Consider the following 13,378-nt stretch of genomic DNA (forward strand, 5'->3'; position numbering starts at 1 on the left):
AGATCCCTCAAAGACGATGAGGTAGATAGGTTCGAGGTGGAAGCGTGGCGACACGTGCAGCTGACGAATACTAATCGATCGAGGACTTAACCAAACTTTATGTATGTGAACCGCTTCACCGAACGATCAATGTCGTGTATCCAGTTTTGAAAGAACAAGGAAAAGTTTTTGTCAGAAAAAGCTTGTAAAAACCTGTGAGATTGGTATAATCAATCTTGTCTTTCAAAACCAAATAGTCCAGTGATGATGGCAAAGAGGCCACACCCGTTCCCATCCCGAACACGGCAGTTAAGCTCTTTTGCGCCGATGGTAGTTGGGGGTCTCCCCCTGTGAGAGTAGGACGTCGCTGGGCAATACTTATCGGAGGATTAGCTCAGCTGGGAGAGCATCTGCCTTACAAGCAGAGGGTCGGCGGTTCGATCCCGTCATCCTCCACCATTTTTTCACTCTTTCGCCGGAGTAGCTCAACTGGTAGAGCAACTGACTTGTAATCAGTAGGTTGAGGGTTCAAGTCCTTTCTCCGGCACCACTCATGTACATGAGCCATTAGCTCAGCTGGTAGAGCATCTGACTTTTAATCAGAGGGTCGAAGGTTCGAATCCTTCATGGCTCACCATTTTTTAATTGCATAATTGCCACGCGGGTGTGGCGGAACTGGCAGACGCACTAGACTTAGGATCTAGCGCCTTCGGGCGTGGGGGTTCGACTCCCTTCACCCGCACCATTTTTGCGGAAGTAGTTCAGTGGTAGAACGCCACCTTGCCAAGGTGGAGGTCGCGAGTTCGAACCTCGTCTTCCGCTCCATATTTTTTTGCACAAGATACCGACCCCAGGCCGGGGTGGCGGAACTGGCAGACGCACAGGACTTAAAATCCTGCGGTAGGTGACTACCGTACCGGTTCGATTCCGGTCCTCGGCACCATTTAGGCAAAACCAACTGAATCATTTTTATGCGCCCGTAGCTCAATTGGATAGAGTACTTGACTACGAATCAAGCGGTTAGAGGTTCGAGTCCTCTCGGGCGCGCCATATTTTTACCTCAGCAATTCAAGTTCGGGAAGTAGCTCAGCTTGGTAGAGCACTTGGTTTGGGACCAAGGGGTCGCAGGTTCGAATCCTGTCTTCCCGACCAAACAATGGGGCCTTAGCTCAGCTGGGAGAGCGCCTGCCTTGCACGCAGGAGGTCAGCGGTTCGATCCCGCTAGGCTCCACCAACTATATAAATAAAGATCCTGGCGGCGTAGCTCAGCTGGCTAGAGCGTACGGTTCATACCCGTAAGGTCGGGGGTTCGATCCCCTCTGCCGCCACTTTTTTAGGACCTTTAGCTCAGTTGGTTAGAGCAGACGGCTCATAACCGTCCGGTCGCAGGTTCGAGTCCTGCAAGGTCCACCATTTATATATTATCACGGAGGAATACCCAAGTTTGGCTGAAGGGATCGGTCTTGAAAACCGACAGGGGAGTCAAATCCCGCGGGGGTTCGAATCCCTCTTCCTCCTCCATTATTTTTAAAATGTGTGGACAATTTTTATTAAAGATTGTGCAAGAAGTCATTACCTATATTATTATCGCGGGGTGGAGCAGTTCGGTAGCTCGTTGGGCTCATAACCCAAAGGTCGCAGGTTCAAATCCTGCCCCCGCAACCAAATGGTCCCGTGGTGTAGCGGTTAACATGCCTGCCTGTCACGCAGGAGATCGCCGGTTCGATCCCGGTCGGGACCGCCATTTTTTTCAAAGTTGTGGGTCAGTAGCTCAGTCGGTAGAGCATTAGATTGAAGCTCTAAGTGTCGGCGGTTCGATTCCGTCCTGACCCACCATTTTTTGCGGGTGTAGTTTAGTGGTAAAACCTCAGCCTTCCAAGCTGATGATGAGGGTTCGATTCCCTTCACCCGCTCCATAATTTATACATATGGGCCTATAGCTCAGCTGGTTAGAGCGCACGCCTGATAAGCGTGAGGTCGATGGTTCGAGTCCATTTAGGCCCACCATTCCGAAGTAGCTCAGTGGTAGAGCACCGCACTGTTAATGCGATGGTCGTAGGTTCGAGTCCTACCTTCGGAGCCATACTGGGGAAGTACTCAAGTGGCTGAAGAGGCGCCCCTGCTAAGGGTGTAGGTCGGGCAACCGGCGCGAGGGTTCAAATCCCTCCTTCTCCGCCAGTATTAGGCCCCTTGGTCAAGCGGTTAAGACACCGCCCTTTCACGGCGGTAACACGGGTTCGAATCCCGTAGGGGTCATTATGAAAAAGTGTCATGCATTCAATTGCATGACACTTTTTTTCGTTCTAACAGAAATATAGCTGTGAAGCATCATACCAAACATCACGAGCAAAATGCCGAATATTGATAGAACAGAAGGCAAAGCAATGGATAGAAAAAGAATTTCTCCTATCAAAGCAAACAAAACTTCCATCGATTGAGTGGCTTCAACAGCGCCTAGCTTCTGCATATTTCCTCTGACCAAGTCGGTGGCTTTAAAGAAAAGCACGGTAGCAATGACTCCTGAACTGATTGCGACGATTAAAGTTTGAAAGCTTTGAGAAGCCGTAGGACCACCAACAGTCAGCAAGCCATAAAAAGACAATATCAGCCAAAAAGGCAGGCTTGCTAAAGTCATCCCCAGAACACGTTGATAAGCATCCAACCGGCCGCCGCATATGTCCATCATTTTTCTGTTGCCCAACGGATATGCGAAAGCAGCAACGATAACCGGAATAAAACCGAACCACAATGTTGCTGAAGAAACGGCTGCCACATGCTCTAGCTGCATTAAACTGACACCAGCTAATATGATCAATGAAACTAACAGCCCTCTTAAAGGGATCTTTCCTCTGATCTGGACTGTCTCCTTCTTGCTATATATTGTGATTAGGAACAACGGGGCCAAAAGGGTACCTGCGATAATAGTGATTTGCCACGTTCCTGCAATGAGCCAGCCTGGAGAATAAGCGGCGGCAAAACATAGAGGTGTGTAAAACAAGCCGAATCCTACAAAGCTCCATACTAGCCAAGCCCTTTTGTTTCTGCCCATTTCCTGTAGTAGAGGCTTTAAGTTTTTTCGTGAAAGGACAATGATCAGTAAAAAGGGAATCATGAAAATATAGCGCAGAGAAGCACTCCAGATCCAACTTCCACCGCCTGCTTCCATCGTGGCGTTCAAGACAAAAGTAAAAGCAAAGAAAAAAGCAGCTATAATGCCGATCAAAATGGGTTTCACTTTGTAACCTCCTAAAAATGCACCTTTCAATTATTCATCTACTATAACGCATGCTTAGATTTCAACATAGTATTATTCAAACAAAAAAGGGATTCCATAGGGATCCCTTTTTTTCACAGTATTTATAGAAGATAATCAATCAACAAACCGATTCCGAGTAAAAAAGCGACAAATGTATTCGTTTTGCCTGTATCTTTCATCGCCGGCATCACTTTCAGCGGTTCAGTGAAGCGTTTAAAGATCTTAACTACTTTAATGGGTTTCAGGACACTGAGGAAAACCAATAAAGCCCACGGCGTCAACATTCCTGAAACGACAAGAATTACGATCCAGGCATAGGCAAGGATGAAGAACGACATCAGAATGTTGACGGCACCAGGTCTTTTGACTAAGATTGCTAATGTTTTGCGGCCGCTTTCCTCGTCACCGACAATGTCACGGATGTTATTGGACAACATAATTGCTGCTACCAGCAAAGTGCTTGGCACAGCAAGCAAAGAAGCTTCCAGCGTAACTAATCCGGTTTGAATGTAGAAGGCGATGATGACAATCAGATAGCCCATTACCACTCCGGAAAAAAGTTCGCCAAAAGGGGTATAAGCAATAGGATAAGGTCCACCGGTATATAGGTAACCGATCATCATCGCCACTGCGCCAACGACCAAAAGCCACCAGCTGGTTTGTGAACAAATGTAGAGCCCGATGACCGCGGCGATTCCATAAAATACTAAAGCTAAAGCCAAAACGGTTTTTGGTTTCACACCGTTTCGAACGATTGCGCCGCCGATGCCGACAGAATTTTCATTGTCGAGGCCTCTCGCGAAATCATAGTACTCGTTGAACATATTGGTGGCTGCTTGAATCAACAAACTTGCGACAAGCATCGCCAGGAATAAAATCCAGTCTATCGGGGAATAGTGTAAAGCGATCATTGTTCCCAGGAAAACAGGAGCGAAGGATGCAGTTAAGGTGTGGGGCCGGGTCAGCTGCCACCAGACGCGCCATCCGCTGTCAGCTTGTAGTGATTGTGTCATATCTATCTCTCCTTTAATTCTTTCCACTGTTCATTGTACTTCAAAATAGCAGGGAATACAGCAAATGATGTGCTGATTTTAGCAGAAAAGAGTATGATAGAGGATAGAGATTAAAAAGTAAAACAGTGAGTGGAATAAACGAGACGCTTGTCTTAAAACGGAGGTAATCAGGTGAATTCAGAATCGTCTTCATCGACCCAGCAATCTGCGGAAAGCCATTACGAGGGCTACCGTTTTTATACTGAAACAATTGAAGTAACCCGCATGTCTGCTTTGGCATTTTTTGAAGCTGGAGGAGATGAATACGCGGGAAAACGCATGTATTGGCAAAATCGTGAAAAGACCTTTACACTCGTTGGGATTGGCCATGCCCATGTCCTGTCTACAAACAAATCAACAGGACGATTCGAAAAAATAAAGGAAGATTGGAAAAGTTTATGCCGCCAGATCGTTAACGAAGAAAGTTCTGTACAACCCGTTCTTTTTGGCGGGTTCTCATTCGACCCTTTAAATAACAAGCCGAGTGAATGGACAAGATTTCCACAGGCTTATTTTGCAGTACCGACTTTTCAGTTGATTTTAAAAGGTGAGCAGGCTTTTGTCAGCATCCATTTTATCACTGACCAGCAAGAAAGCTTTGCAGAGTTTGATGCGATGCGTAAAGAGCGCGACAAACTGATCCACGCTGCTCAAGTAACGGAAGTGGATAAATACGATAAACCTCAGGCGATTGGGCGAACAGAGCTTAGAAAAGAAGAATACTTGGGATCTATTCAACAGGTTACAGATATCATCAAAGCTGAAAGGGTAGAGAAAGTCGTTATTGCGCGCACCTTAAAGCTGGAATATGCACAGAAGCTATCTCCAGCTGCTGCTTTGTATCAAGTTTCCAATGAACAGCCTGAAAGCTTCTTGTTTGGTTTGGAAGCGGAAGAACAGTTTTTCTTTGGTGCAACACCTGAACGGTTAGTAAAAGTGGAAGACCGGAAAGCGCTCTCGACTTGTTTAGCCGGCTCTACTCCAAGAGGGAAAACAGTCGAGAAGGATACCGAACTTGGTGAAGCCTTGTTAAAAGATCCAAAAAATCGCGCAGAACATCAATATGTCGTCAAGATGATCAGTGAAGTATTTGAAGCAAATTGCAGCCGGACGATCGTTCCCAAGTTGCCAAAGCTGATGAAAATTAGAGACATTCAACATTTGTATACACCGGTTGAAGGTGAATTAAATTCTGGCTCTACTTTGTTTGATTTGGTGGAGGTTCTTCACCCGACGCCGGCGCTTGGCGGGGAACCGAAATTAAAGGCTTTGGAGCTGATCCGTGACTACGAAGCAATGAACCGCGGCTACTACGCGGCACCAGTCGGTTGGATTGATGCCAAAGGAGACGGCGAGTTTGCAGTCGCGATCCGGTCGGCCTTATTAGACGGCGAAAAAGCTTATTTGTATGCAGGCGGCGGAATTGTAGCAGATTCCACGCCTGAATCAGAGTATGACGAGACATGGGTTAAGTTTAGACCGATGCTTCGGGCATTGGGAGGTCAATGGAGTGACGAGTCGTAAAGCGTTAACAGAATATGTATCTGCATTTACCCATTCGCTGGTGGGTCTGGGAGTGGTGAATGCTGTAATCAGTCCAGGGTCCCGGTCCACTCCGCTTGCGTATGCTTGTATGAAACAAGAGGGCCTTACCGTTTATCGGCAGATCGATGAACGTTCAGCGGCCTATTTTGCTCTCGGCATGGCGAAGGCTTCCGGTAGACCAGTCATGCTATTGTGTACATCCGGCACTGCGGCGGCAAATTATTTTCCGGCAATCGTTGAAGCGTATTATGCACGAGTGCCGTTGATCGTCGTAACGGCAGATCGGCCGCATGAGCTAAGGGAGGTCGGAGCACCGCAAGCCATCAACCAGGTCAATTTGTTCGGGTCACATGTGAAATGGGCAACAGACTTGCCGATGCCAGAGACGGAAAACCAATTGGCATTCTTGACTCGCCATCTGCATCGCTCTGTCCAAAGTGCCAGCAGTGAACCGAAAGGGCCGGTACATGTTAATGTGCCGTTCCGCGAACCTTTGCGCATCGATTTTGAACAGGCTTATGAAAGTCTTGGTGAAATCGCTCATTTCGGTGGCGAAATGAGTTTATCGCCTAGCAGCCAGGAATTTCTGCAGAACTTGATGGAAAAAGAAAAAGGTTTGCTGGTTGTTGGAGAAATGACAGCTCAGGTGCCGGCAGAATTCTGGAACTTTATCCAAAAGCTCGATTGGCCGGTACTTGCGGATCCTTTGTCTAATCTACGAGGTAACATTCCTCCAGAAGCAAAGCATTTAATCATTGATTCTTATGATGCCTTATTGAAAAATGAAACATTCAAGGCGGAGGCCGTCCCTGAAGTGGTAATCAGAATTGGTCCACAGCCGGTTTCAAAGCCGCTGAACTTGTTCTTGGCTGGAGTAAAACCGGAAGTTTATGTAGTGTTTGACGAAAGTCCGATGTTACGGGATGCCCAATCGCTGGCTACGCATCACATTCAGTCATCCGCAAATGCTTTATGGCAGATGCCGTTAGAAACGAAGCGAGTGAGTACGTACCTTGAAAAATGGACAGCTGCTTCGGCTCTCTACTGGGAAGTGGTCAGCCGCCATTGCCAGGAAGAGCTGGACGAAGGCGTCCTGGCAAAGGTATTTTTTGGAAAACTGGAAGCTTGCGACCTGATTGTCGGCAGCAGCATGCCCATCCGTGATGTTGATACATTCTTTAAAACGACCGAGCGGGATGTGATGATTTATGCCAACCGCGGTGCAAATGGCATTGACGGAGTGGTATCGACGGCATTTGGCGTTCAGGCAGCAAAACAGCGTCCAGCGTATTTATATATCGGTGATCTGTCATTCCTGCATGACATGAACGGATTGATTGCGTCCAAAATGCAGGCGACGGATTTGACGATTGTCATCATGAATAACGATGGGGGAGGGATCTTCTCTTATTTGCCGCAGTCTCAGGAAGAACGTTATTTTGAGGACTTGTTCGGCACGCCAACAGGACTGACATTCAGTGCCGCTGCAAAAATGTACGACGCGCAATATGTTGCAGTGGAAACGGCAGAACATTTAGCCCAGGCGTTGGATCAGCCAAAAGACAAAGCTGTGAAAATCATTGAAGTATTTACGGACCGGCAGCACAATGTCGCAACACACCGTAAATTATGGAGCCGATTAGACGGGGAGCTGGCCAAGCAATGAAGTTGGCTATTAGTGGAACCCGCTATCATCTTGAAATAATTAACGGAAACAAACAGGAAACGGTTGTCTTTATACATGGCTTTACCGGCAGCACCAAAAGTTGGCAGCCCGTTATTGAAGCTTGGGATGAATCAAAAATCGTTCTGATCGATTTGATAGGCCATGGCGAAACGGATTGTCCGGAAACAGTTGAGTCTTATTCAATGGAACAGCAGCTGGAAGATCTGGATGCTTTGTTTGAGCAATTGGATTTGGAACGGCTGACGCTTGTCGGCTATTCGATGGGCGGCAGGACAGCACTGGCTTATGCTTGCAGATTTCCAGGGCGAATCAAAGCACTGGTCTTGGAAAGTGCTTCTCCTGGACTTCGGAGTGAAACGGAGCGGCAGGAACGCCGGACGCGTGACGAGGGACTGGCAGAACGGATTGTTGCTGGTGGGATAGAAAATTTTGTTGGCCGCTGGGAAAAAATCCCGTTGTTTGACAGCCAGAAATCCCTGCCAGATTCATTGAAACGGAACATTCGTGAAGAGCGTTTGGCACAGAATCCGGTTGGGCTTGCAAACAGCCTAAGGGGCATGGGAACCGGTGCACAAGCATCCTATTGGGGACGGCTGGCAGAGTTGGACATGCCGGTTTTATTGGTGACGGGGCGGTTGGATGAGAAGTTTGAGGCGATTGCCGCAGAGATGATGAAGCTATTGCCAAACGCTGTTCACAAAACTATCGATGCAGGGCATGCAATACATGTGGAAAAACCTGTTGAATTTGCTACAATAGTAAGAGAGTATTTAAGTTTGAACTATCAAGGAGGAAAATCATGACACGCGAGTGGATTACAGAACGTACATATGAAGATATCAAGTATGAAATTTTTAACGGCATTGCGAAAATCACCATCAATCGTCCGGAAGTGCGCAACGCATTCCGTCCGAAAACAGTTCATGAATTGATCGATGCATTTTCACGTGCACGCGATAATGCAGATGTAGGCGTCATTGTTTTGACTGGCGAAGGCGAGAAAGCTTTCTGTTCAGGCGGCGACCAATCCGTGCGCGGACATGGCGGCTATGTTGGAGAAGATGAAATTCCGCGTTTGAACGTTCTTGACCTTCAGCGTTTGATCCGTGTTATTCCAAAACCGGTCATCGCAATGGTTGCGGGATACGCAATCGGCGGCGGACACGTTTTGCATGTGGTTTGTGACTTGACGATTGCTGCAGACAACGCACGTTTCGGCCAAACAGGACCGCGCGTCGGTTCGTTTGACGCTGGTTACGGTTCAGGTTACCTGGCTCGCATCATTGGACATAAAAAAGCCCGTGAAATTTGGTACCTATGCCGTCAATATGATGCACAGGAAGCATTGGATATGGGTCTGGTCAACACAGTGGTGCCTCTTGACCAATTGGAAGACGAGACGGTTCAATGGTGCCAGGAAATGCTTGAAATGAGCCCGACTGCACTGCGTTTCGTCAAAGCAGCAATGAATGCCGACACAGATGGCCTTGCTGGATTGCAGCAGATGGCTGGAGATGCTACGCTTTTGTATTACACAACAGATGAAGCAAAAGAAGGCCGCGATGCGTTCAAAGAAAAACGCAAACCGGACTTTGGCCAATTCCCGCGTTTTCCGTGATTATCGAATAATTGAAAGCTGTCCTCTCAGAGGGACAGCTTTTTTTGAAGAAAGGATTTTTAGATGAACTATCCGAACTGGTTGAGCCAGCGGAGTTATTTGAGCGGAGACCGTATGGCCTTGTCGTTCCAGGAAGAGCAATGGACCTTTTCAGAGATTAATGATCTGGCACTTGAATATGCCGGTAAACTGACTGCACTTGGCATAACAGCGGATTCGCGTGTAGCGATTCTGGCAAAGTCGAATCCTGAGTTTGTTTTTGTCATGTACGGCTGCCTTCATGTGGGCTGTGAAATGGTTATGCTGAATGAACGGCTGGCGACCGCTGAACTGGCGTATCAAATCGATGATTCCGGAGTGGAGTATATTTTGGTGGCTGATCCTTTGAAGGATAAAGTGGCATCTTCCAGAGTGATTTTATTCAGTGAAATTGATGCAGCAGTTGCGGTTGGCTTCGAACCGCAACAACAGTGGCAGCAGGACCGCACCATTTCAATTATGTATACATCCGGAACTACCGGACATCCTAAAGGCGTCCGGCAAACAGCCGAAAACCATTTTTCAAGTGCGGTATCTTCGGCGCTTAACATCGGAATTGCACCTGACGATGTGTGGCTCTGTTCTGTCCCGTTATTTCACATCAGCGGCTTTTCAATTTTAATGAGATCGCTGATTTATGGCATGGGTGTGCGTCTCTATGAGAAGTTTGATGCGGAGCGCAGTGCCGAGGAAATTTGCAAGGGAACGGTGACCCATATGTCAGTGGTCGGGGTCATGCTGGAGCGTATTTTGAGCCATGTGGAAGAATCTCGATCGCATGCTTCTACTGGTTTTAAAGCGGTTCTTGCTGGTGGTGGACCGATTCCGGTTGCTTACATTAAGCGGGCTGAGAAATGTGGAATTCCGGTTTTGCAAACTTATGGAATGACGGAAACATCCTCGCAGACCACAACTTTGCAATCGGCAGATGCGGAGCGGAAAATGGGTTCTTCCGGAAAGCCGCTATTTTTGTATGAGGTAAAAATAGATGATACGCAAAAACCAGGAGACACTGGCGAAATCCTCATTCGCGGTCCTCAAGTGACGCCCGGCTATATTGGCAGGTTTAACGATCGGAATGCACAGGAAGACGGCTGGCTCCATACGGGAGACATTGGCTACTTGGATGCTGAAGGCTTTTTATACGTCGTGGACCGGCGTTCAGATTTGATCGTTTCGGGCGGGGAAAATGTTTATCCGGCTGAAATTGAGAAAGTCTTGTTGTCCCATCCGGCTATACGTGAAGCAGGGGTTTGTGGTGCAGCAAGCGAGAAGTGGGGAGAGGTTCCTGTAGCATTCGTGGTGCTAAACAAAAAAGCGACAGCGGACGAGCTCTTAACATACTGCCGGGAGCAAATCGCGCCTTACAAAGTGCCCAAAAGGCTGTCATTTGTCGAGGCGCTGCCGCGCAATGCATCGAACAAACTCTTGAGAAGAGAGCTGAGAACATGGCTGTAACAATCCGGGACATCCAATTAAAAACAGTCCGGCAGCCGCTGCGATCGCCGTTTAAGACGGTGCTGCAGCAAGTTGACGAGCGGGAAGTGATTGTGGTTTCTGTTACGGGAGATAAGGGACATGTCGGCTCCGGTGAATGTGTGGCATTTGAAACGCCCTGGTATACCGAGGAAACTATCACAAGCTGCCGTTTCGTGCTGCAGCAGATTCTCGTACCTCTGCTTGCGAATAAAACATTTGAGAATCCAGAAGAAGTTTGGGATTTGTTTGTTGCTGTCAAAGGCAACAGAATGGCAAAAGCCGCCATTGAAATGGCGATATGGGACTTATTCGCCAAACAGCAAAGGGAGCCGCTATGGAAGTTTGTAGGGGGCTCTCAGCAGCCTATTCCCGCAGGAATCGTGGTGGCGGCAGATCCTTTAAAGATTGAGGAGCAGGTAGCACTGGCTGCCCACTCCGGCTATAGACGCGTTAAAATAAAAGTCCATCCGCATATGGAGGTTGCGCTGTTAAATTCAGTGGTCGCTGCTTATCCGGAACTGCAGTTTTTTGCGGATGCGAATGGCAGCTTTCAAGAGGACAGTTTTGACCGGTTGATGGCATTTGATGAAATCGGCTTTACACTGATTGAACAGCCTTTTGGGGAGCGGCAGTGGGCATTGCATGCAAAAGCAAAAAAAGAACTCAAGACCAAAATCTGCCTGGACGAAAGCATTGCCTGTCTGGAAGATGTTCAGCAGATGATTGATCAGCAAGCAGGCGACATTGTGGTATTGAAAATGAGCCGGCTTGGCGGATGGACCGAAACCTTGAAAGTGGTTAGGTTATGCCAGACGCATTCCATTGGGATGTGGGTCGGCGGCATGATTGAATTCGGCGTATCCAAAGCCCATAATTTGGCGTTGGCTTCTTTGCCTGGAATTGTTTATCCTGGTGATTTTTCAGCCTCTCAGCATTTTTGGGAAAAGGACATTATCGATCCGGAAATTACGGTGGAAAATGGTACCATCCTTTTGAGCACTCAATCGGGAATTGGTTACCGAGTGGTCTGAATCTTTCCGGTTCAGGCTTTTTGCATAAAATGAAAAAAAGTTGGAAGAGTTGTTTCCAGTTGGAAGATTATGTGAGACAATGAATAAAAATTATATGGGTTGTATACCTATGAGTTTTAACGTTTCTTGGAAGTTGGTGTAGCTGTTTTATAGATTGAAGAAAACAATCGGCAAGGAGGTGAGCTGGTGTTTCTAAATCGGATCAGTTTAATGAAACAGGATGTTGAAGATTTTGGGGAATATCCATTTACTGTTCCTTCGATCAATAGTTTAGAGCAATTGGATTTGAGTAATGCGGTCACTTTTTTTGTCGGAGAGAATGGATCGGGCAAATCTACGCTGCTAGAAGGGATTGCGGATAAATGCGGATTTAATACAGCAGGGGGCGGCCGCAATAATATGTATAGAGTGCATGCATCAGAGTCTGTACTGGGTGATTACCTCCGGCTCTCGTGGATGCCGAAAGTGACGAATGGTTTTTTTATGCGGGCAGAATCTTTTTATCATTTTGCCACTCATCTTGAAGACGTTGACGAAGATGGCTTTCAATCATATGGCGGCCGTTCTCTGCATAAGCAATCTCATGGGGAATCGTTTTTATCGTTGTTCTTAAATCGCTTTAACGGACGTGCCTTGTATTTGTTGGATGAGCCGGAAGCGGCTTTATCTCCACAGCGCCAGTTAACTTTTTTACGAATTTTAAAAGACATGACGGCAGAAGAAGATTGCCAATTCATTATCGCCACTCATTCGCCTATTCTCTTGGGTTATCCAGACGCCAAAATACTAAGTTTTGATGGGGATTTTATTGAAGAAATCGATTATGAAGAGACAGATCATTATCGGATTACTAAATATTTTCTTGATCACCGTGAAAAGTTTTTAAAAGAAATACTGGAAGACTGATTATGAATTCAAGTAAAGAGATGTTGGTTGAATTTTGCACATTGATAAAAAGGTGGGGTGGCATGTGAGAAATTCCGAGAAGGCAGTTATCAAAAACTTTGCTGTCGGATTGCCTGAAAACATGGCATACGGAAACGGCAAGGAAATGAAAACGGCTATTCGAAAACAGCAAGTTCAGGAAGCATTTTTAAGCAAAGACGGTTTCTTTGGAGATGGGGTTGCGGATTTAAAGCATCACGGGGGACCGGAACGCGCTGTGTGTATTTATCCACACGAACATTACGAACACTGGAATGGCCATTTTGAAACCCAACTGCCTCGTGCTGCTTTTGGAGAAAACCTGACGGTAACGAATATGCTGGAGCGAGACATTTGTATTGGTGATATTTTCCAAATTGGAGAAGCGGTCATCCAAGTGACCCAAGGGAGAGTTCCTTGCAACACCATCGACAGACGGCTTGCTATGAAGCCGTTGCTGAAAGAGATGGTGAAAACGGGGTATACCGGTTACTTATGTCGTGTACTTGAAGAAGGCATGATCAGAGGTGATTCAACTATTCGGCCAGTGGCAAAAAATGTCCAGCAAGTATCCGTTCTCTATGCGAATGAAATTAATTTCCATAGGCCAAAAGATATAGATGGAATTGTTAAAGTGCTAGAAGCAGAAGAACTGGCGGATGACTGGCGGCAGTTTTTGACAAAGCGGCTAATCAAATTAACGGATGGAAAATAAATGATAGGTTTTTTGGGAAACAAAAAGCAATGCAGCGAGTTACAGCTGCATTG

Annotated in this window: 10 protein-coding genes, 20 tRNA genes and 2 rRNA genes; 30 read left to right on the forward strand and 2 right to left on the reverse strand. The window is 46.9% G+C overall.

What is annotated here, in order from left to right:
* From QOZ98_RS15950 to QOZ98_RS16055, 22 genes are all read left to right on the forward strand, one after another.
* Positions 1–94 (forward strand): 23S ribosomal RNA (locus QOZ98_RS15950); the annotation flags it as partial.
* Positions 95–236: 142 nt separating this feature from the next.
* Positions 237–352, forward strand: a 5S ribosomal RNA gene (gene rrf / locus QOZ98_RS15955).
* A 10-nt stretch (positions 353–362) separates the two neighbouring features.
* Positions 363–438: transfer RNA gene (locus QOZ98_RS15960), tRNA-Val, on the forward strand.
* A 15-nt stretch (positions 439–453) separates the two neighbouring features.
* Positions 454–529 (forward strand) — tRNA-Thr (locus QOZ98_RS15965).
* An 11-nt stretch (positions 530–540) separates the two neighbouring features.
* A tRNA-Lys gene (locus QOZ98_RS15970) sits at positions 541–616 on the forward strand.
* 23 nt (positions 617–639) lie between these two features.
* Positions 640–724: transfer RNA gene (locus QOZ98_RS15975), tRNA-Leu, on the forward strand.
* Between the two features lie 5 nt (positions 725–729).
* A tRNA-Gly gene (locus QOZ98_RS15980) sits at positions 730–804 on the forward strand.
* Between the two features lie 29 nt (positions 805–833).
* Positions 834–922, forward strand: a tRNA-Leu gene (locus QOZ98_RS15985).
* A 30-nt stretch (positions 923–952) separates the two neighbouring features.
* Positions 953–1,029, forward strand: a tRNA-Arg gene (locus QOZ98_RS15990).
* A gap of 25 nt (positions 1,030–1,054) precedes the next feature.
* Positions 1,055–1,131: transfer RNA gene (locus QOZ98_RS15995), tRNA-Pro, on the forward strand.
* A 6-nt stretch (positions 1,132–1,137) separates the two neighbouring features.
* Positions 1,138–1,213: transfer RNA gene (locus QOZ98_RS16000), tRNA-Ala, on the forward strand.
* Positions 1,214–1,233: 20 nt separating this feature from the next.
* Positions 1,234–1,307, forward strand: a tRNA-Met gene (locus QOZ98_RS16005).
* An 8-nt stretch (positions 1,308–1,315) separates the two neighbouring features.
* Positions 1,316–1,392: transfer RNA gene (locus tag QOZ98_RS16010), tRNA-Ile, on the forward strand.
* 15 nt (positions 1,393–1,407) lie between these two features.
* Positions 1,408–1,500, forward strand: a tRNA-Ser gene (locus QOZ98_RS16015).
* Between the two features lie 67 nt (positions 1,501–1,567).
* Positions 1,568–1,644: transfer RNA gene (locus QOZ98_RS16020), tRNA-Met, on the forward strand.
* A gap of 3 nt (positions 1,645–1,647) precedes the next feature.
* A tRNA-Asp gene (locus QOZ98_RS16025) sits at positions 1,648–1,723 on the forward strand.
* Between the two features lie 16 nt (positions 1,724–1,739).
* Positions 1,740–1,815 (forward strand) — tRNA-Phe (locus QOZ98_RS16030).
* Between the two features lie 6 nt (positions 1,816–1,821).
* Positions 1,822–1,895, forward strand: a tRNA-Gly gene (locus tag QOZ98_RS16035).
* Between the two features lie 14 nt (positions 1,896–1,909).
* Positions 1,910–1,986, forward strand: a tRNA-Ile gene (locus QOZ98_RS16040).
* 1 nt (position 1,987) lies between these two features.
* Positions 1,988–2,062 (forward strand) — tRNA-Asn (locus QOZ98_RS16045).
* A 4-nt stretch (positions 2,063–2,066) separates the two neighbouring features.
* Positions 2,067–2,157, forward strand: a tRNA-Ser gene (locus QOZ98_RS16050).
* Positions 2,158–2,163: 6 nt separating this feature from the next.
* Positions 2,164–2,235 (forward strand) — tRNA-Glu (locus QOZ98_RS16055).
* Positions 2,236–2,248: 13 nt separating this feature from the next.
* Here the strand turns inward: QOZ98_RS16055 and QOZ98_RS16060 are convergent.
* Entirely contained in the window at positions 2,249–3,214 is a 966-nt protein-coding gene (locus QOZ98_RS16060) for a DMT family transporter (protein WP_308788339.1), read from the reverse strand.
* Between the two features lie 122 nt (positions 3,215–3,336).
* Positions 3,337–4,248, reverse strand: a complete 912-nt coding sequence (locus QOZ98_RS16065; RefSeq protein WP_308788340.1) for a 1,4-dihydroxy-2-naphthoate polyprenyltransferase — start codon at positions 4,246–4,248, stop codon at positions 3,337–3,339.
* Between the two features lie 171 nt (positions 4,249–4,419).
* Here QOZ98_RS16065 and QOZ98_RS16070 point away from each other — a divergent pair, with 171 nt between their 5' ends.
* From QOZ98_RS16070 to QOZ98_RS16105, 8 genes are all read left to right on the forward strand, one after another.
* Complete coding sequence (locus tag QOZ98_RS16070) at positions 4,420–5,811, forward strand: isochorismate synthase (RefSeq protein WP_308788341.1); 1,392 nt, start codon at positions 4,420–4,422, stop codon at positions 5,809–5,811.
* Positions 5,798–7,498 carry a 2-succinyl-5-enolpyruvyl-6-hydroxy-3-cyclohexene-1-carboxylic-acid synthase gene (gene menD / locus QOZ98_RS16075; RefSeq protein ID WP_308788342.1) on the forward strand — a complete coding sequence of 567 codons (1,701 nt, stop codon included), beginning with the start codon at positions 5,798–5,800 and terminating at the stop codon, positions 7,496–7,498. The genes QOZ98_RS16070 and menD overlap by 14 nt, the downstream gene beginning before the upstream one ends.
* Positions 7,495–8,322 carry a 2-succinyl-6-hydroxy-2,4-cyclohexadiene-1-carboxylate synthase gene (gene menH, locus QOZ98_RS16080; protein WP_308788343.1) on the forward strand — a complete coding sequence of 276 codons (828 nt, stop codon included), beginning with the start codon at positions 7,495–7,497 and terminating at the stop codon, positions 8,320–8,322. Before menD ends, menH begins: the two co-directional genes overlap by 4 nt.
* Positions 8,319–9,137, forward strand: coding sequence for a 1,4-dihydroxy-2-naphthoyl-CoA synthase (menB, locus tag QOZ98_RS16085; RefSeq protein ID WP_142829525.1), 819 nt, complete (start codon positions 8,319–8,321; stop codon positions 9,135–9,137). Before menH ends, menB begins: the two co-directional genes overlap by 4 nt.
* Before the next feature lie 63 nt (positions 9,138–9,200).
* Entirely contained in the window at positions 9,201–10,634 is a 1,434-nt protein-coding gene (locus tag QOZ98_RS16090; protein WP_308788344.1) for an o-succinylbenzoate--CoA ligase, read from the forward strand.
* A complete protein-coding gene (gene menC, locus QOZ98_RS16095; RefSeq protein ID WP_308788345.1) occupies positions 10,625–11,686 on the forward strand; it encodes an o-succinylbenzoate synthase in 1,062 nt (353 codons plus the stop codon). Before QOZ98_RS16090 ends, menC begins: the two co-directional genes overlap by 10 nt.
* A 186-nt stretch (positions 11,687–11,872) precedes the next feature.
* A complete protein-coding gene (locus tag QOZ98_RS16100) occupies positions 11,873–12,592 on the forward strand; it encodes an AAA family ATPase (protein ID WP_308788346.1) in 720 nt (239 codons plus the stop codon).
* Between the two features lie 64 nt (positions 12,593–12,656).
* Positions 12,657–13,325, forward strand: a complete 669-nt coding sequence (locus QOZ98_RS16105; RefSeq protein WP_308788347.1) for an MOSC domain-containing protein — start codon at positions 12,657–12,659, stop codon at positions 13,323–13,325.
* The last annotated feature ends 53 nt before the right edge of the window (positions 13,326–13,378 follow it).

The sequence above is a fragment of the Planomicrobium stackebrandtii genome, assembly GCF_030814955.1.
In the GTDB taxonomy this organism is placed as follows: domain Bacteria; phylum Bacillota; class Bacilli; order Bacillales_A; family Planococcaceae; genus Planococcus; species Planococcus stackebrandtii.

Bases quoted from the DNA above. Each gene is read 5' to 3' on its own strand.
- menH (WP_308788343.1), top strand. From the start codon at position 7,495: ATGAAGTTGGCTATTAGTGGAACCCGCTATCATCTTGAAATAATTAAC.
- menB (WP_142829525.1), top strand. From the start codon at position 8,319: ATGACACGCGAGTGGATTACAGAACGTACATATGAAGATATCAAGTAT.
- QOZ98_RS16090 (WP_308788344.1), top strand. From the start codon at position 9,201: ATGAACTATCCGAACTGGTTGAGCCAGCGGAGTTATTTGAGCGGAGAC.
- QOZ98_RS16065 (WP_308788340.1), bottom strand. From the start codon at position 4,248: ATGACACAATCACTACAAGCTGACAGCGGATGGCGCGTCTGGTGGCAG.
- menC (WP_308788345.1), top strand. From the start codon at position 10,625: ATGGCTGTAACAATCCGGGACATCCAATTAAAAACAGTCCGGCAGCCG.